At 41.1% G+C, this 19,780-nt stretch carries 10 protein-coding genes and 1 tRNA gene; all 11 read left to right on the forward strand.

Features of this window, described 5'->3' with window-relative positions; translation table 11 throughout:
* Positions 1–811: 811 nt before the first annotated feature.
* The 11 genes from BLR37_RS17750 to BLR37_RS17800 all read left to right on the forward strand — a co-directional run bounded on the left by BLR37_RS17750 (position 812) and on the right by BLR37_RS17800 (position 19,777).
* Positions 812–1,093 (forward strand): Rdx family protein, encoded by a 282-nt coding sequence (locus BLR37_RS17750; protein ID WP_090770905.1) that lies wholly within the window; start codon positions 812–814, stop codon positions 1,091–1,093.
* A gap of 174 nt (positions 1,094–1,267) precedes the next feature.
* A tRNA-Cys gene (locus BLR37_RS17755) sits at positions 1,268–1,338 on the forward strand.
* A 168-nt stretch (positions 1,339–1,506) separates the two neighbouring features.
* On the forward strand, positions 1,507–3,159 hold the full coding sequence (locus tag BLR37_RS17760) for an arylsulfatase (protein WP_090770907.1): 1,653 nt from the start codon (positions 1,507–1,509) through the stop codon (positions 3,157–3,159).
* Positions 3,160–3,289: 130 nt separating this feature from the next.
* Complete coding sequence (locus tag BLR37_RS17765; protein WP_090770909.1) at positions 3,290–7,336, forward strand: hybrid sensor histidine kinase/response regulator; 4,047 nt, start codon at positions 3,290–3,292, stop codon at positions 7,334–7,336.
* Between the two features lie 222 nt (positions 7,337–7,558).
* On the forward strand, positions 7,559–8,800 hold the full coding sequence (locus BLR37_RS17770) for a BNR repeat-containing protein (RefSeq protein ID WP_244154690.1): 1,242 nt from the start codon (positions 7,559–7,561) through the stop codon (positions 8,798–8,800).
* Between the two features lie 15 nt (positions 8,801–8,815).
* Positions 8,816–10,984 carry a glycoside hydrolase family 43 protein gene (locus BLR37_RS17775; RefSeq protein ID WP_090770913.1) on the forward strand — a complete coding sequence of 723 codons (2,169 nt, stop codon included), beginning with the start codon at positions 8,816–8,818 and terminating at the stop codon, positions 10,982–10,984.
* Positions 10,984–12,117: a glycoside hydrolase family 88/105 protein gene (locus tag BLR37_RS17780; RefSeq protein ID WP_090770915.1), complete on the forward strand. Its 1,134-nt coding sequence runs from the start codon at positions 10,984–10,986 to the stop codon at positions 12,115–12,117. Before BLR37_RS17775 ends, BLR37_RS17780 begins: the two co-directional genes overlap by 1 nt.
* A 12-nt stretch (positions 12,118–12,129) precedes the next feature.
* Complete coding sequence (locus BLR37_RS17785; RefSeq protein ID WP_090770917.1) at positions 12,130–13,377, forward strand: DUF2264 domain-containing protein; 1,248 nt, start codon at positions 12,130–12,132, stop codon at positions 13,375–13,377.
* Positions 13,378–13,468: 91 nt separating this feature from the next.
* Entirely contained in the window at positions 13,469–14,587 is a 1,119-nt protein-coding gene (locus BLR37_RS17790) for a glycoside hydrolase family 43 protein (protein ID WP_090770919.1), read from the forward strand.
* A 108-nt stretch (positions 14,588–14,695) separates the two neighbouring features.
* On the forward strand, positions 14,696–16,537 hold the full coding sequence (locus tag BLR37_RS17795; RefSeq protein ID WP_090771051.1) for a glycoside hydrolase family 35 protein: 1,842 nt from the start codon (positions 14,696–14,698) through the stop codon (positions 16,535–16,537).
* A 243-nt stretch (positions 16,538–16,780) separates the two neighbouring features.
* On the forward strand, positions 16,781–19,777 hold the full coding sequence (locus BLR37_RS17800) for a SusC/RagA family TonB-linked outer membrane protein (protein ID WP_090770921.1): 2,997 nt from the start codon (positions 16,781–16,783) through the stop codon (positions 19,775–19,777).
* Positions 19,778–19,780 lie beyond the last annotated feature (3 nt).

Genomic DNA, 19,780 nt, shown 5'->3' on the forward strand with positions numbered 1-19,780 from the left:
GGATCTCTTCCAATTTAACCGCAAAGCACGCAAAAAGAAAAACAAAGAGAACACAAAGCAAATTGCAGATTTTTTCTGCAGAGAACTATTCAGAGCGTCCGACGCATAGGCTAATCACTAAAGATGATCGTTATCCTGAACTTGTTTCAGGATCTCTTCCAATTTAACCGCAAAGCACGCAAAGAAAAATACACGGAGTACACAGAGCAGGTTGCAGATTTTTTCTGCAGAGAACTATTCAGAGCGTCCGACACATAGGCTAATCACTAAAGATGATCGTCATCCTGAACTTGTTTCAGGATCTCTTCCAATTTTTAACCACAAAGAAAAGACGTCGAGCTGTTGCCCGCAGATAACCGCAGAATAGGTTTTAAGCACACTATCTTCCGACCTCCGACTTTTTGACTCTTGACTAAGTGCGCTTTTTTCTTGTATGATAATCAAGACTTTGCAAACAAAAAGTGCTTAAATGTTGTAATACTAATTCCTCTAACACGGGAGTAATTGGAAAGGGATAGCTATGGATGTAGTTATCCTTTTCTTTTAAAATTAACGATCGGGGCTTTAATTTGTTTAGTTCATTTTGTTCAGTGTAGCATTTTTATAGCCGCACAGGTTGTATGTTTTTTGCCAACCATTTGTGGAAGGGGCTGTTGTTTAGGGATGGATGATCGGTTGAACTTTATTTTAGGCATAGTATTTTTATTGGCAGGAGTAATCGTTTTTTATTTCATTTTCAAACCCGACCGGGAAAAAAGAAGATAGTATTATTGTTCAATTGTATTTTTTATTACTCTTGTAAAAAAATAAAATGGACAAACCACTCATACATATCACTTATTGCCCTAAATGTGGCTGGATGTTGCGTTCGGCTTACATGGCGCAAGAAATTTTAACCACTTTTGTTGATCAGGTAAAAGGAGTAACGTTGTTGCCGAGTGAAACATCGGGTGTTTTTACCGTGTATGTAGGCGAAAAGCTGATCTTCGATAGAAAACAGATGCAGCGTTTTCCGGAAATTAAAGAACTGAAACAGTTAATCCGCGATGAGGTAAATCCTGAAATGAGTTTGGGCCATTCGGATGTTAAGTAGTTGTTTATCAGTGGTGACCGAATATAGGTTAAGCCTTTTTTTATTGCAGAACTAGATTAAAAAAATTATTTCTAAAAAGCATTTAAATCTTTTTGATAAAAAAGTATATTAATTCTATAGATTTTGTATATATTTGAATTGTCGATGTTATTTTAATGCATCCCGACAATAGAAAGTCATGTGGCCGAGTGGTTAGGCAGAGGTCTGCAAAACCTTTTACAGCGGTTCGAACCCGTTCATGACGTCAGGTTTTAGATTTACAAAAAGCTCAATGTACAATTGAGTTTTTTGTTTTTTAGTGTTTTGGTAACAAGAGTTTTATCATTTGCTAAAAAATAAATCCTCAAATTTAAATCAGAAAAAAATACCTAACCCGCAGAGTTGCTTCTGCTGCCCTATGCTAACCATTGATTATGAATAAGTTGATTTCCGTTTTTAGCTGCTTCGCATTACTGTTATTTTTTAGTGGAACCAAACCCCATTTTTCTGCACCTGCAAAAGCACCAAATATTTTGCTCATTATGGCCGATGATATGGGGTTTGCCGATATTGGTTGTTATGGTAGTGAGGTAGCTACTCCAAATTTAGACAGGCTTGCAGCAAAGGGCATCCGTTTCAGGCAATTTTACAATAACGCGCGGTGTTGCCCAACGCGGGCATCTTTGCTTACCGGCGTATATCCACACCAGGCGGGCATCGGGCACATGTCTAACGATCCGGAAGATAGTACCAGTTTTAATTATAACCTGCCAGGTTATCAGGGCAGTTTAAACAATAAATGTGTAACCATTGCCGAAGTGCTGAAAACAAAAGGTTATCAAACTTTAATGAGTGGTAAATGGCATGTGGGTTATCACGGCGAACAGCGGTGGCCAATGCAAAGAGGTTTCGATAAATATTATGGCCTGCTGGCTGGGGCAACCAATTACTTTAATCCTTCGGGCGGACGTGGATTGATGCTGATGAATGAAAAAGTAAAGCCCCAGGGAGAAAATTTCTACCTAACCGATGCCATTACCGATTATGCGGTTAAATTTCTTGATGAAAATAAAAAGGAAAGTAAAGCACCTTTCTTCATGTACCTGGCTTATACCAGTCCGCACTGGCCTTTAAATGCTTTGGAAGCGGATGTGAAGAAATACCGTGGCCAATATAAAAAAGGCTGGAAGGCACTTCGTCAAGCCCGCTACGAAAAGATGAAAGCTTTAGGGGTAATTGATAAAAACGCGGGGCTTAGCGATGCTGATGGCGCCGATTGGGATGAGTTATCGGCTGCTAAACAAGATGAAATGGATCACCGCATGGCGCTTTATGCAGCGCAGATTGATCGGATGGACCAGAACATTGGCCGTGTAATTAAGCAACTGGAAACTTCGGGCGAGTTAGACAATACACTTATCTTTTTCCTTTCTGATAATGGTGCATGTGCCGAAGGTGGCCTCCTTGGTGGCGGTTTACCCGAAAACCTGGGTACGAAGTTGGGGTATCTGCTCAGTTATGGTCAATCGTGGGCCAATGTTTCCAATACACCTTTCAAAAAATTTAAGCACTGGGTTCACGAAGGCGGAATCAGCACGCCGCTTATTGTACACTGGCCTAAGGCCATTCCTCAGGGCCGTTTGGGTAAATTTACCGATCAATATGGTTTTTTGCCCGATATTATGGCTACTATTGTTGACGTAAGTAAAGCTCAATATCCTTCAACCTATAAAGGTAATGAGATTGTTCCTTTGCAGGGAAAAAGTTTGCTGCCCTTAATTTATGGAAAAGAAACTCCTGTACATACTGCACCCGTTTTCTGGGAACATGAAGGAAATGCAGCTGTCAGGCAGGGTAACCTGAAACTGGTTAGTGAGTACCACACCGGGCAACCAGTTCAATGGGAGTTATATGATATCAGTAAAGACCGCTCAGAACTGAACAATCTGGCTGCTACCATGCCTCAAAAAGTTGCCGAATTAAGCGCAGCTTACCAAAACTGGGCGAGATACGTCGGGGTGATTCCTTATAGCGAAGTCATTAAAATCAGGGAAGGAAAGCGGAAAGCACCAAAGACAGGAATTTAACCTGGATACCTATTTGTAAGTAGTTTGTGTATGGATTAACATACAGCGCAAAATCGGGGCAAATACTGGGCTTTTTAGGAAAATATGTATATTCGTTTCCTGCCAAGTATATCCAGGTACTGATTTTTCTATGTTCCCTATCCATAAAACGATTGTATGTTCCATATTTTGCTTATGGCTAAATATCAGTGTTTGCTTTTCGCAGACACCTGCTTTTACCATTAAATATTTAGGGGTAGAAAACGGGCTATCGAACAACGTAGTAAACTCTTTATACCTTGATGGTTTTGGTTTTATGTGGATGGGCACTTATGATGGCCTGAACCGTTATGATGGTTACCATTTTAAGATCTTTAGAAATGGCTGGGGCGATGAGCATTCGCTGGTTAACAACCACATTACCGTACTTAATGGTGATAAGAAAAACCGCATTTGGGTGGGCACGCAAAAAGGAATATCTTATTACGATTATGCTGATTCAAAATTTCATCAGCTATTTTATCAGGAGCAAGGCAAAAGAAACGAGGTTGGCTATTCTATTAATGCCATTGCGGTAAGCAAAGCCACATCTGTTTATATTGCTACCGATGAAAAAGGGCTTTTTGTACTTAAAAAGGATAGTCAGCTGGCCGAACAAATTCCCTTTGGTAAAAACCGGAATTATACCGTAAAAGCATTGTACGCGGATAGTGAAGAAACCCTTTGGCTTTTTATTAAAGATGTGGGGTTATGCCGGTTTGATGCCGCTAAAAATGCGATTAGTTTAGTCAATTCTGCACTGCGTTCAGTAACCAGTATTGCTGAAGGGGCTAACCAAATTTTATGGGTTGGAACAGAACGCGGACTTTTTCAGTTTAATAAAGCGACCAATAGTTTAAGCCGGTTTAACCAGCATTTGGCCAACGAAAATATTATGGGACTGTTGCTTGATAAGCAACAAAAGCTTTGGATTTCGACAGATGGTGGCGGCATAACCATTTACAATACCAGGAGCCAGAAAACGAGCTACCTGGCAGCTGGAAAAGAAAAAGACGTGCTGAGCAGTAATTCGGTTGCGCAGGTTTACGAAGATCACGAATCGCGCAAATGGATTGCTACTTTACGTGGTGGAGTAAATATTATCGATCAGGAAAACGAGCAGTTTAAAACCATCAAACACGATCCTTTAAAAAGCAATTCGCTCATCAATAATTTCGTGCTTTCTTTTAGTGAAGACGAAAATAAAAACATCTGGATTGGTACCGATGGGGGAGGTTTAAGTGTGTGGAACCAAAAGCAGAATACCTTTACCAACTACGCAAAAACTGCCGATGCGGGCTCTTTAACCAGTAATTTTGTAACCAGTATTTTAAACGATGCCAATCACAATACCTGGGTAGCAACCTTTAGTGGCGGAATTGATCGTTTTGACAAGACCAGAGGTAAATTTATCCATTACACCTGCTACAACACAGTAAAAGGGGTTGAGGAAGTTAATCTGTGGAAACTGTATCAGGATAAACAGCAAAACCTTTGGGCCGGTACAACCAAAGGCGGGGCATTGTATCGTTACAATAAAGCAACCGATAAATTTGACCTTTTTGATAACCGTCTTAAGGACATTCATACGCTTTTTCAGGATTCGAAAGGCAGGCTTTGGGGAGGTAATTATACGGAGCTGATTAAAATCGACCCGGTAAATAAAAAACACGAATATTTTAAAATCAATTTTGCCATCAGAGCCATTCACGAAGACACCCGTCATCAGTTATGGATTGGTACCGAGGGTGGGGGACTACTGCTTTTTGATCCGGCAACGCAAAAAATAAAACGCTACATTCAGCGCGATGGCCTTCCGGGCAATTCGGTATTAAACATCCTCGAAGATAATCAAGGTAATTTATGGTGCAGTACCTATAACGGCCTTTCTAAATTTGATACTAAAAACAATACTTTTAAAAACTACTATGCAACCGATGGTTTGCAAAGCAATCAATTTAACTATAATGCAGCCTTAAAATTATCAAACGGAAACCTTTTGTTTGGCGGTATTGGTGGTTTTAACCTGTTTTCGCCTGATAGCATTAAAAAGAATAAGCGGATTCCGAAAATTGTGCTTACCGATTTCCGGATCAACAACGTACCGCTCGACCAGGATTCCAATTACAGAAATGTTTCGGTCGTTAATCTCGAACGGATTTCCATTCCATTCAATTCAGCCGTAATTTCGGTTGATTATGCTGCGGTAGAATTTTCTTTTCAGGATCAGATTTCTTACGCTTATTACCTCGAAGGCTGGGATCGTGATTGGAACTACGTAAATAAACTAAGTACAGCCTATTATTCGCGCTTAAATGAAGGGAAATACAAGCTGCACATTAAAAGTACCGATACTGAAGGGGCCTGGAGTAACAACGAAAAAATAGTAATCATTACCATTTTGCCGCCCTGGTACCGCACCTGGTGGGCTTATGCCATTTATTTAATCATTGGTTCGTCGTTATTTTACCTGTTCCAAACCTACCGTAACCGCCAGCGTAGATTAAAACATGAGGTAGAAATTACCAACCTGAAAATGGAACGCGAAAAAGATCTGAACGAGAAAAAACTCAGTTTCTTTACCAACATTTCGCACGAGTTGAGAACACCATTAACCCTGATTGTTAACCCGATTAAAGATATCCTGTACAAAAAAGAAGCCGGCCAGGAAAAGAACGATCTTAATGTGGTTTATCGCAATTCGAGGCGTTTGCTCAGCCTGGTCGATCAGTTGTTGCTTTTCAGGAAAACAGAAAGCGAAAACGATATCCTCAAAATTGTTCGGATTAACCTGTATAAGTTTACCAACGAAATTTTCCTGTGTTTTAATTATCTGGCCAAGAATAACCATATCAATTACATTTTTGAATGCGAGGATGAAGAACAGGATATTTTTGCCGATAAAGATAAACTCGAAATCGTCTTGTTTAACCTCCTGTCTAACGCGCTTAAATTTACGCCAAAAGGAGGTTACGTTAAATTTAGCGTTAAAACTGATGGTTCACGCGTGCAAATTGAGGTGCGCGACAGTGGTCCGGGTATTCCGGCCGATGTAGGTGAGAAGCTTTTTGATAAGTTTTATAAGGTAATGACCAACGAATCGCTAAAAATGGGATTTGGTATTGGGCTTTATTTGGCCAAAAACTTTGTCGAGCTGCACAAGGGGAAAATCTCTTTCAGTGCAAATCCGGGCATGGGTACTACCTTTCTGGTCGATATTCCGGTTGGCGAAGCGCATTTACCACAACACAGCAGTACTTTACAGAACGAACTTACCTATGTTAACGAGCTCATTGCCCAGGAAGAAGAAATTGAAAATAGCGAAACCGAAAATGTAGGCAACCTCGAATTATTGATCTCAGATCTGCATTCAATTCTGATTATTGACGATAATCCGGAGATTATCGACTACATTAAACATATTTTTCAGGATAGCTTTAAGGTGTACAGGGCCGAAAATGGTTTCGATGGTTTGCGTTTATGTAAAGAATACCTGCCCGATATTGTAATTTCGGATGTAAACATGGATGGTCTTAATGGAATTGAGCTCTGCAAGGCCATTAAAGATGATTCTGCGCTGAGCCACATTCCGGTAATTTTGCTTACCGGCGATCCAAGCCCCGAAATTAAGCTCAAAGGAATTGAAGTGGGTGCCTACGATTTTATCAGTAAACCTTTTGATAAAGAGTTGTTTACTGCTAAGATTAACAGCATTATAAAGAACCACACCAATTTACAGTCGTATTTTTATAACGAAATTACGCTGAAATCTGATACGCATAAGGTATCGCAGGAGGATAAGGGCTTTTTGCAGAAATGTATCACCATTATTGAAGAAAATTTAATGGAAGATAGTTTTAATGTGAAAACACTGGCTTCCGATCTGGGGATGAGCCACTCTAATCTCTACAAAAAGATTAAAACTACCTCAGGACAGAGCATTAATGGCTTTATCAGGTTTATCCGTTTGCGTAAGGCAGCCGAACTTTTAATTAACACCAATTTAAATATTAACGAAGCCGCTTTCAGGGTGGGAATCAACGATAGCAAATACTTTAGAGAACAGTTTCAGAAGCTCTTTAAATTAACTCCTTCTGAGTTTATTAAAAAGCACCGCAAAAGTTTTCATAAATACTATAATATTAACGCTACCACATAAAAGTTACTCGAATTTGAAGTTTAAGGCATGTTTTTCTTAAAACGCCCCCTTCAAAGTATGATTTAGCCCCCTGTTTATAGTCTAAAAAAAGCGGTACTTCGGCATTACCAAATAAAACTGAGCAGCCTAAATCTGAATATGTACCAAGCGCCTTTTAAAAATATATTTTTTATCTGTTTATGCTTCCTTGTAAGCCTTAACTGTGTTGCACAAGAAACTCAATTGAGTACCATTGCCGGTAACGGCTGGGCCAATAATTCGGTCAATACGGTTATCTATCGCAAAAATGCACTGGTTACTTATAGGCAAACTCAATTTGCGGCTTATTATGATCACGAGCAGTATGTTGTGCTCGCCAGTCGCAAAGCAGGCGCTCAAAAATGGACAATACAAAGGACAGTTTATAAAGGAGATGCGACTGATGCCCATAAATCGATCAGTATTATGGTTGATGGAGCTGGTTTTTTGCATCTGGCCTGGGGGCAGCACAATAACAAGCTAAACTATGCCAAATCTGTAGCAGCAGGTTCGTTAACGATGGGTGATAAAGAGCCCATGGTTTCGGCAAAAGAAAATAAGGTCAGTTACCCTGAGTTTTATAAGCTGGCCAATGGCGATTTGTTATTCTTTTATCGGGATGGTGGCTCTGGTAACGGAAACCTGATGATTAACCGCTACAGTTTAAAAACAAAAAAATGGACACGTGTACAAGATGGCATGATTGATGGCGAAGGCCAGCGCAATGCCTATTGGCAGGTGGCTGTAGATCAGGTGGGGACCATCCATTTATCGTGGGTATGGCGCGAAAGTCCTGATGTGGCCAGTAACCACGATTTAGCTTATGCCAAATCCAGAGATGGCGGTATAACCTGGTTAAAATCTACCAATGAAAAATACACCCTCCCCATCAGGGCTGCAAATGCCGAGTATGCGCTTAAAATTCCTCAGAAAAGTGAGCTGATTAACCAGACTTCGATGTTTGCCGATGCACAGGGAAAAGTATTTATTGCCGGTTACTGGCGCGAAGCCAATGAAAGTATCCCGCAATACCACCTCGTTTTTAAAACAGCTGGAAAATGGAAAGTAAGCAATCTTAATTTCAGGAAAACACCTTTTAGTTTAAGCGGCGGTGGAACCAAAAAGATTCCCATATCGCGACCACAGATTATTGTTTGGCCGAATGGTAAAAATTATGCTGCAGGTTTATTGTTTAGAGATGCCGAACGTGGAAATAAAGCTTCAATTGCTTTAAACAACAATTTAGGCGCAGGACTTTGGACCCTTAAAGACCTAACCAAAACCAGTGTAGGAGATTGGGAACCCACTTACGATACGGAACTTTGGACGAGCAAAGGCATTTTAAGCCTGTTTTTGCAAAATGTAACCCAGGTTGATGGCGAAGGCATGGCCAACCAGGCGCCAACAGCCATACAGGTATTAGATTGGAAACCAAATAACAAATAGCCATTCAACTCATATATGATACGTCCCCTTTTAAGATATTTTTCTCTGGCAGGTATAGCCTTGTTTGTTTCGGCAAATGTAGCGCAGGCACAAGTTAAAAAAGCCTCTGGTGCAGCAACCGGAAATACAGCCTATTTGTTTACTTATTTCACAGGTAATTCGAAAGCAGAAGAGGCTATTCGTTTCGCCATAAGTAGTGATGGCTACCATTACAGGGCTTTGAACGGCAACAATCCCATAATTTCTTCCGAGAAAATAAGCAGTACAGGTGGGGTGCGCGATCCGCATATTTTGCGTGGTGCCGATAACAAAACCTTTTACATGGTAGCTACCGATATGGTTTCGGCAAAAGGCTGGAATTCCAATCGGGCTATGCTACTGTTAAAATCAATAGATCTCATCCACTGGACTTCAAGCGTTGTAAATATCCAGGAGCGTTTTCCAAACAATGAAAACCTGTTGCGTGTGTGGGCACCACAAACCATTTACGATGCCAAAGCCAAAAAGTACATGGTGTACTGGTCAATGAAGCACGGTAATGATCCTGATAAAATTTATTATGCTTACGCCAATGCCGCTTTTACTGATTTCGAAACTGAGCCCAAACAGCTTTTTTTCAGTCCTACAAATGGTTCTTGCATTGATGGCGATATTATTTACGACAAAGGTAAATACAACTTGTTTTTTAAAACCGAAGGAAATGGCAATGGTATTAAAAAGGCCGTTTCTGATGAGTTAACTGGTGGTTATAAACTTCAGGATAAGTATTTACAACAAACTACCGAAGCGGTAGAAGGAGCGGGTGTATTTAAACTCAATCAGGGCGATGGCTACATCCTGATGTACGATGTGTATATGAAAGGCCGTTACCAGTTTACCAAAAGTACCGACCTGGAGCATTTTACCGTAGTAGATCAGGATATCACGATGGATTTTCATCCCCGTCATGGTACCGTTCTGCCCATTACACAGGCAGAAGCTAATAGGCTGTTAACCCAATGGTATAAGCCATCTGCGGTATTGCAAAAGGTTGGTAACAAAGCAATAAAGCAGCATAATATTGTAGTCGATTCGGTTGCCCAAACCGTTTATTTACCTGTTCAGACAGGTACCAGCCTAAAAGCTTTCAATCCACAGTTTTCAAATGCTTTTGGTGTAACGGTTTCGCCAGCAGGTAATGCCGATTTTAGCAAAGGACCAGTAAAATACGCGGTTAAGGTAGGCAATCAAGCTCCTGAAAGCTATTCGGTTAGTGTATCAGAAGATCACAACCCGGTTTTAAATGGGTATTATGCCGATCCGGAAATTCTTTATTCAAACAAAAACAAAAAGTATTACTTATATCCCACCAGCGATGGCTTTACCGGTTGGAGCGGTACTTACTTTAAAACTTTTTCCTCAACCGATTTGGTCAACTGGAAAGATGAGGGCATAATCCTCGATCTGGAAAAAGACGTTTCGTGGGCCAAAAAGAATGCCTGGGCGCCTACCATTACCGAGAAAAAGATAAATGGCAGCTACAAATACTTCTATTACTTTACAGCTGCGCAAAAAATAGGGGTAGCGTTTGCCGACGATCCTGCCGGACCTTTTAAAGACAGCGGTAAGGCTTTAATTGCTAAAAGGCCTGCAGGTACGCGTGGTGGTCAGGAAATTGATCCTGATGTTTTTACCGACCCAAAAACCGGAAAAAGTTACCTGTTCTGGGGTAACGGGCACATGGCTGTAGTACCGCTAAATGATGATATGGTTTCTGTTGATACCACTTCCATCCGGGTAATTACGCCTAATAACAGTTTCCGCGAAGGCACTGAAGTCTTTTACCGCAAAGGGAAATATTACTTCCTCTGGTCGGAAGATGATACCCGGAGCGAAAATTACCGCGTGCGCTATGGTTATTCCGATACGTTTGATGGAAAAATGATTATCCCCAACGATAACCTGATCCTATCCAAAAGACCCGAAAAAGGAATTTATGGTACCGGGCATAACAGCGTAATCCAGGTACCTGGTAAAGATGAGTGGTACATGGTTTACCATCGCTTTAACCGGCCAAAAGGAATTACCATGGGCGATGCCGCAGGTTACAACCGCGAAGTTTGTATCGATAAGATGGAATTCAATGCCGATGGAACCATTAAAGCCGTAGAGCCTACTTTAACAGGAATAAAACCAGTAAAATAATGAACCTATTCAAATTATATAAATCAGTTTTTACAGCCCTTTGCTTAGCCTTGCTTTCGATAACGGGCTATGCGCAATCTAAAGCAGATGTGCTGGCCAGAATTAACCTGGCGAACCAATACTGGCAAACAAACAATAAACCACAGGTACGCGCCTTTTGGGATCATGCCGCTTACCACACCGGTAATATGGAGCTTTATGCGCTCACCAAAAATGAAACTTATCTCAAATATTCGGAAGATTGGGCCGAACACAATAAATGGATGGGGGCAAAATCAACTGATAAGACCAAATGGAAATATAAATATGGGGAAACAGATGAACATGTGCTTTTTGGCGACTGGCAAATCTGTTTTCAAACCTATATCGATTTATACCACATTAAACCCGAAGCTTATAAAGTTGCCCGGGCTAAGGAAGTAATGGAGTACGAAATGAGTACACCAAACAACGATTACTGGTGGTGGGCCGACGGACTTTACATGGTAATGCCCGTAATGACCAAATTGTACAAGCTTACCGGCAACAAACAATATTCGGATAAGCTTTATGAATACTTTATGTATGCCAACAGCATTATGTACGATAAAGGAGAGAAACTCTACTACCGCGATGCCAAATATGTTTACCCGCAACACAAAAGCGTAAACGGTAAAAAAGATTTCTGGGCGAGGGGAGATGGCTGGGTGTTTGCCGGCCTGGCTAAGGTTTTGAAAGATTTGCCTGCAAACGATCCGCACCGTGCCGAATATCTAACCAAATACACAAATATGGCCAAAGCCATCATTAAAAGCCAGCAGGCCGAAGGTTACTGGACAAGAAGCATTCTAGATGCAGCTCATGCACCCGGACCGGAAACCAGCGGTACCGCATTTTTTACTTATGGTTTATTATGGGGAATCAACAATGGTTATTTAAAAGAAAAGACCTATTTACCTGCTGCTAAAAAAGGCTGGGATTACCTTACTAAAACGGCTTTACAGCAAGACGGGAAACTAGGTTATGTGCAACCCATTGGCGAAAAAGCCATTCCAGGGCAGGTAGTTGATGCCAACTCCACAGCCAATTTTGGCGTAGGCGCATTTTTATTGGCCGGCTGCGAAATGTACCGTTATTTATCAAACACCAAATAGTTTTTATTAGCAATGAAATTCAGAAATATAGTTTTAACCTTTGCAGTACTCCTTATACTTGGTGCCCCTGCAATGGCGCAAAAGAAAGCCAAAAATGCAAAAGCCGAAGTGTTAACCGACAGGCAATTCTGGTTACAGCAAATGGACAAAATGGTTCGTCCGGTGCTGTACAACCTGGCTAAAGATAGTTTACGCATAGCCATGCCTAAAGTTACCTCTATCCATATCGACAACAAGGAACACCGCATAAAAGTACAGTACGTAGAAGTTTTAGGCCGCGTTTTGAGTGGTATTGCCCCATGGTTACAACTGGAAGGAGGCTCGCCTGCCGAAGTTGCTTTACGCAAGCAGTACCGCGAGTGGGCCATTCAAGGCTTAAAAAATGCTTTAGATTCGAATGCAAAAGACTTTATGAATTTCGATATCGGTGGGCAGCAGCTGGTAGATGCTTCTTATGTAGCTTTTGCTTTGGTACGCGCGCCTTGGTTATGGGAAAACCTGGATAAGAAAAACCAGGAGCTGATGATGAAATCGATCGTTACTACCCGTCGTTTTAAACCTGTTTTTTCTAACTGGTTATTGTTCTCGGCCATGAACGAAGCCTTTTTAGCCAAATTTGGTTACAGCTGGGATCCTATGCGTGTTGATTATGCCCTGCAGCAAATGGAACAATGGTATACCGGCGATGGCATGTACACGGATGGTACTTCTTTTGCTTTCGATTACTACAACAGCTACGTCATTCATCCTTATCTGGCCGCTTTGGTCGATATTATCGGTTCCAAAACGAATGCATACAAAGAAATGTTCGAAAAAATTAAAAAGCGCAACGAACGTTACGCCGTTATTCAGGAGCGTTTAATTAATGCTGACGGTACTTATCCGGCCACTGGCCGTTCTATTATTTACCGTGGTGCAGCCTTTCATCATTTAGCCGATATGGCCTGGAGGAAAGCCTTGCCTAAACAGTTAAGTCCGGCGCAGGTACGTTGTGCGTTAACAGCGGTAATCAGAAAAACCTTAGAAAACTCCACTACCTATAAAAATGGCTGGCTAACCATCGGGCTTTATGGCGATCAGCCTAATCTTGGCGATTTTTATAACAATCAGGGCAGCCCCTACATCGCATCCAATATCTTTTTGCCTTTGGGTTTGCCCGAAACAGATACTTTTTGGTCGGCACCTGCAGCTAAATGGAGTGCACAGAAGATCTGGAGTGGCGAGAATTTTGAAAACGATCATAGCGCAAGCTTAAAATAAACAGATAAATTAATTGGTGTATATCCCGTGAGCCAAGTAGATGATGATTAAATTACACTTTTAATAACCTTAAAAAACATTAGTAAAAATTATGCGTACAAAAATCAAATTTATAACTGGATTTATAGCTTTCAGTTTACTGCTGAGCAGTTACGTTTCGGCACAGCAGGCTTACACGTCTTTTACTCCGGGTAAAATCTGGAAAGATGATAAAGGTGTACACATTAATGCCCACGGTGGCGGTATTGTGGAGCATAAAGGTATTTATTACTGGTTTGGAGAACATAAAATTGAAGGAGAAAAAGGGAACACCGCCCAGGTGGGTGTGCATTGCTATTCTTCAAAAGATTTATACAACTGGAAAGATGAAGGCATTGCTTTACCGGTTTCAGAAGATTTGACCAGCGACATTGCCAAAGGCTGTATTTTAGAAAGGCCTAAAGTGGTTTACAACAAAAAAACTAAAAAGTTTGTGATGTGGTTCCACCTTGAGCTTGTGGGTAAAGGTTATGCTGCGGCCAGATCGGGTGTGGCGGTAGCCGATCGTCCTACGGGCCCATATACTTTTATCAAAAGTTATCGCCCAAATCCAGGTAAAATGCCTTTTTATGCTGCCGGAACACCAGAAAAAGATCAGGTAAACTGCACGCAGCCTGCCAATAAAAGCGATGGCTTTTTCTGCAGGGATTTCCCGGGCGGACAAATGGCGCGTGATATGACCGTTTTTGTTGATGATGATGGTAAAGCTTATCACGTTTTTTCATCAGAAGAAAACTTTACGCTGCATTTGGCAGAGTTAACGCCCGATTATCTCGGCCATACCGGAAAGTTTATCCGCATTTATGTAGGTCAGCAAACCGAAGCACCTGCTTTATTTAAGAAAAACGGTACTTATTATATGGTTGGCTCAGGTTGTACCGGTTGGGCACCAAACCCGGCGCGATGGTTCAAAGCCAGTTCTATCTGGGGGCCATGGACTTACATGGGCAATCCTTGTCAGGGAGAGGGCGCTAAGCTTACTTACGGCGGACAAAGCACACATGTATTGCCTGCACCTGGTAAAAAAGGTGAATTTATTTTTATGGCCGATAAATGGGAACCTAAAAATGCGATAGATGGTCGCTATTTATGGCTGCCAATCAAATTTGAAAACGATAAAATCACTATAAACTGGCTCGATCAATGGGATCTGAGCGTGTTTAAGAAATAGCAAAAAATCAATTTTTAAATATTGAAACAAGATAATGAATTGCGCAAAAAGCGCAACAGGGGATTTTTTTGTCCAAAAAATCCGATTAATAAAAACAAAAATTACAGCATGAAAAAGAAATTACTATGGTTGGTGGCGATATGCATTTCCTTATCTGCCACGGCGCAGCAGGCAAAGCATAGCTTTACACTAGGCGAATCAGATTTTTTATTAGATGGAAAGCCCTTCCAGATTATATCGGGCGAACTTCATTATCCTCGCGTACCCAAAGAAGCCTGGCGCGAACGCATGAAAATGGCTAAAGCCATGGGACTGAATACCATTGGTACCTACGTATTCTGGAACCTGCACGAGCCACAGAAAGATAAATTCGACTTCAGTGGCAACAAGAACATTGCCGAGTTTGTAAAAATTGCACAGGAGGAAGGACTATGGGTTATTTTAAGACCAAGCCCCTATGTGTGTGCAGAGTGGGAGTTTGGCGGTTATCCTTACTGGTTGCAAAACGAAAAAGGACTGGTGGTAAGAAGTACCGAAAAGCAATACCTCGAAGAGTACCGGAAATACATTCAACAGGTGGGTAAACAACTTGCACCTTTGCAAATTAACCATGGAGGCAACATTATCATGGTGCAGGTTGAAAATGAATACGGTTCGTATGCGGCTGATAAAAAGTACCTCGACATTAACCGGAAAATGTTTATCGATGCCGGTTTTGATGGCTTGTTGTACACCTGCGATCCGGCAGCCGATGTAAAAGACGGACATTTGCCTGGTTTATTGCCAGGAGTAAACGGTATCGACAATCCAGAGAAAATCAGAAAACTGGTAAATGAAAACCACAATGGCAAAGGACCATATTTTATTGCAGAATGGTATCCAGCCTGGTTCGATTGGTGGGGGACGGCACATCACACTGTGCCAGCTGCACAATACACTAAAAAGCTGGATTCTGTTTTAGCTGCAGGTATTTCCATCAATATGTATATGTTTCATGGCGGTACCACCCGCGATTTTATGAATGGAGCCAATTATAAAGACATTTCACCATACGAGCCGCAAACCAGTAGCTATGATTACGATGCACCTTTAAACGAAGCTGGTAATGCTACCGATAAATTTATGCAGTTTAGAAGCGTAATTGAGAAGCATTTGCCTGCCGGACAAACTTTACCAGCTGTGCCCGCTGCAAAGCCCAGCATGGCTATTGCACCCTTTAAATTAACTGAAAAAACAGCGCTGTTTAACGCATTGCCCGCACCAGTAAAAAATGCCACTCCTTTAACTTTCGAAGACCTTAAGCAAGATTATGGCTATGTACTTTACCGTACCACTATTCAAGGCGGTAGAGAAGGCGAATTGCAGCTTAAACAACTCCGTGATTATGCAATTATCTACGTAAACCAAAAATGGGCAGGTATTTTAGATCGACGGTTAAATCAGAATGCAATAACGATTACGCTGCCTAAAGGAAAGGTACAGCTTGATATTTTTGTAGAAAACATGGGGCGTGTAAACTTTGGCAAGTATCTGCTCGAGAATAAAAAAGGAATTACCGAACAGGTGAGCTTTGCCGGTAAAGAAATCAAAAACTGGTCAATGTATGGTTTTCCGTTTAATGATATCAATAGTTACAAAACTAAACCTGCTGCCTTATACGAAAATGGAAATGGTCCGGCGGTGCTTAGAGGTACATTTGATATCAATACTGTAGCCGATACTTATCTCGATATGACCGATTGGGGTAAAGGTGTAGTTTGGATTAACGGGCATAACCTGGGCAAGTACTGGGCAATTGGTCCGCAACAAACTTTATACGTACCGAAGGAGTGGTTAAAGCAGGGCAAAAACGAAGTGGCTGTTCTGGAACTCCTGCAAACCGATCTTCAAATGCTAAAGGCGATAGACCAACCAATCCTGAATACATTAAAAAAATTAAACGTCGATTAAACGTTTAAAAAATCAAAAAATAGGGGTTAAAGGCCAAAATTTAACAAAAAGTAACAATTTAACCCCTATTTATTACCGTATTGCCCCTCACTCCACCGATGTTTTAAATGGTTACTTTGTTGTAATCAATCCATCCCTATTCATGAATAATTTACACAACAGGTCAGATTAATGCTTAATAAATAAGCCTTTGTTGAATCTTGTTAACGATTCAATTATTATCTAACCAAATAATCTTTAAAAATGAAAAGAAAACTACTAGACACATCTAAGTGTGCGGTAATATTTTTGTTTGCTTTATTCTTATCATTAGGTAAATCAAACGATGCCATTGCGCAAACAAACGCTCAAATCTCAATTTCAGGAAAAATAAAAGATAGTCAGAACAATCCAATTCCCGGGGCTTCCATTACGGTTAAGGGAACCACCCGAATTGTGGCCAGCGATGGGAATGGAAATTTTAAAATAACCGCCCAAAATGGAGAAAGTTTAGTGATTACCTTTGTTGGATACGAAACCCAAACAATCTTAATTGGTAATCAGACACAGTTTAACATTATTCTTGCAGAAGACAAGGGGAAAAGCTTAAACGACGTAGTGGTAATTGGATATGGTACACAAAAAAGATCAGATGTAACCGGTTCGGTTGTATCGGTACCTAAAGCCAGGTTATCACAATTACCGGTTACCAACGTACTTCAATCTATTGAAGGTGCTGTTGCGGGGGTTAACATTACCACCACTTCATCTGTGCCAGGTAAAGAGCCCAGTGCTTTAATCAGGGGACAGAATTCGATTACCGCTTCGGCCGGGCCATATGTGGTGGTAGATGGGGTGCCATTAACGAAAACCGGTGGATCTTTAAACGATATCAACCCAAATGATATTGCATCAGTAGAGGTTTTAAAAGATGCAAGTGCCACTGCGATTTACGGTACCAATGGTTCGAACGGGGTTATTTTAATTACCACAAAAAGAGGAACTTCGGGTAAACCGGTGATCCGTTATGGTGGATATTACGGAATAGAAAACCTGACTAATATTTTAGAACCACGTACAGGGGCTGAATACGTACAGAAATACGCAGATTACATGAAACAAACCGGTCAAACACAAACTAAACCGGTGCCAAATAATGGCGAGCTTGCAGCTTACAATGCAGGTACTACTACCGATTGGGTTGCCGAAGCTACCCAAACCGGAAAAATACAGGATCATAATGTAAGTATTTCTGGCGGAAGCCCGGATGTGAAATATTTTATTTCGGGCGATTACCTGGATCAGAAAGGGGTAGTGAAAGGTTACCAGTTCAAACGCCTTGGTCTACGTTCTAATCTTGATGTAAATGTAACCAGCTTTTTAACTGTTGGAACCTCGCTGTTTTTGGCCAGCAACAATTACGATGGGGGCAGAGCGAATCTCTTACTGGCAACTGCTATGAGCCCTTATGGTAAAGAGTATAATGCCAACGGGACCTATGCTATTTATCCGATGGACCCGGAGCAACTTTATGTAAATCCGCTGTTAGGGTTAACCACCACACAGATTAGCAGAACCACTAATATTAATGGTAATGGTTATGCTGAAATTAAATTTCCGGGTGTATTAACAGGGCTTAAATACAGATTGAACGCCGGGTACACTTATTTTCCGAAGCGTGAAGGAAGTTATACTGGCCGTTTAGCTAATGATATGCTTGGAACTGCCAGAAGTTTCAACGCATCTACAAACAGTTATACCATAGAAAATATCTTGACCTATGCGAAAGATATTAAAAAACACCATTTTGATATTACCGCATTATATAGTGCTCAGGAACGCAAATACAATGAAACTACAGCTGGTGCTACGGGTTTTATTAATGACGAACTTGGCCTGGATAACATTGGTGCCGGAGCAACGCAAACCAGTGCTTCTTACCGCGATCGCTATGGTCTTAATTCGCAAATGGCACGTGTTTTTTATGCTTACGATAGCCGCTACCTGCTAACCTTAACTGCGCGTAGAGATGGTTCTTCGGTGTTTGGATCGAGCACTACAAAATATGGGGTGTTTCCATCTGCTGCTATTGGCTGGAATATTATTAACGAAAATTTTATGAAAAATGTTTCATTCATTAACAACCTGAAACTTAGATTATCTTATGGTAAAACCGGTAATGAGGCTGTTAGTGTTTATCGGACCATTACAACCGAAAGTTCTTCGCGCTCGCCTTTTAATGGCATTAGCACCATTGGGGTTATTGCAGCCAATTTAGGTAATACCTCACTGCAGTGGGAAACCACTAAAACAGCCAATATCGGTTTAGACTTCGGTTTGTTTAATAACCGGATTTCAGGTAGCATTGAGGCCTACCAGAATAAAACCAGCGGTTTATTATTAAGCAGAAGCCTCCCCATTATTACAGGTTATGTAAATGTACTGGAGAATATCGGTAAAACATCAAATAAAGGGCTGGAGCTGACCTTAAATACACAAAATATTAAAGGAGAGGGCTTCCGTTGGGAAACCAGTGTTGTTTTTGCGGCTAATAAAAATAAAATCGTTGATTTGTATGGCGACGGTAAATCAGATCTTGGAAACAGGTGGTTTATCGGCAGCCCGATTGGGGTAGTTTACGATTACCAGATGACGGGTGTTTGGCAAACAGGAGAGGATGTATCTAAACAAGATCCTACCGCGAAACCAGGCAGTTTAAAATTTGCCGACCTCAATGGCGATGGCAAAATTACAGCTGACGACAGGACTATTTTAGGTCAAACTGCACCAAAGTGGACCGGTGGTATAACCAATACTTTCCATTATAAAAACTTTAACCTGAGCGTCTTTATTCAAACGGCCCAGGGTATGACAAAAAATAACCCTGATTTAACCTATGGCGATGAAACAGGCAGAAGAAATACGCCTGCAGAAATTGGTTACTGGACTCCTGAAAATCAAAGCCAAACCCGTCCGGCATTGTCTTACAACAATACTTTAGGTTATGGATATGCATCCGATGCAAGTTATACGAGGATTAAGGACGTTACTTTAAGTTATGTTTTTGCGCAAAACCTGTTAGATAAACTTCATTTAGGTGGTTTAACCGTATATGCAAGCGGCCGTAACCTGCATACGTTTACCAATTGGATTGGTTGGGATCCGGAGAACAATTATTCTACCCGTGGTTCTGGAGACTGGACCAATAACTATCCTTTAACCAAAACGTTCGTAGTGGGTTTAAATGTTTCGTTACGTTAATAT

Origin of the sequence: Pedobacter soli (assembly GCF_900101435.1) — a bacterium.
GTDB lineage: Bacteria > Bacteroidota > Bacteroidia > Sphingobacteriales > Sphingobacteriaceae > Pedobacter > Pedobacter soli.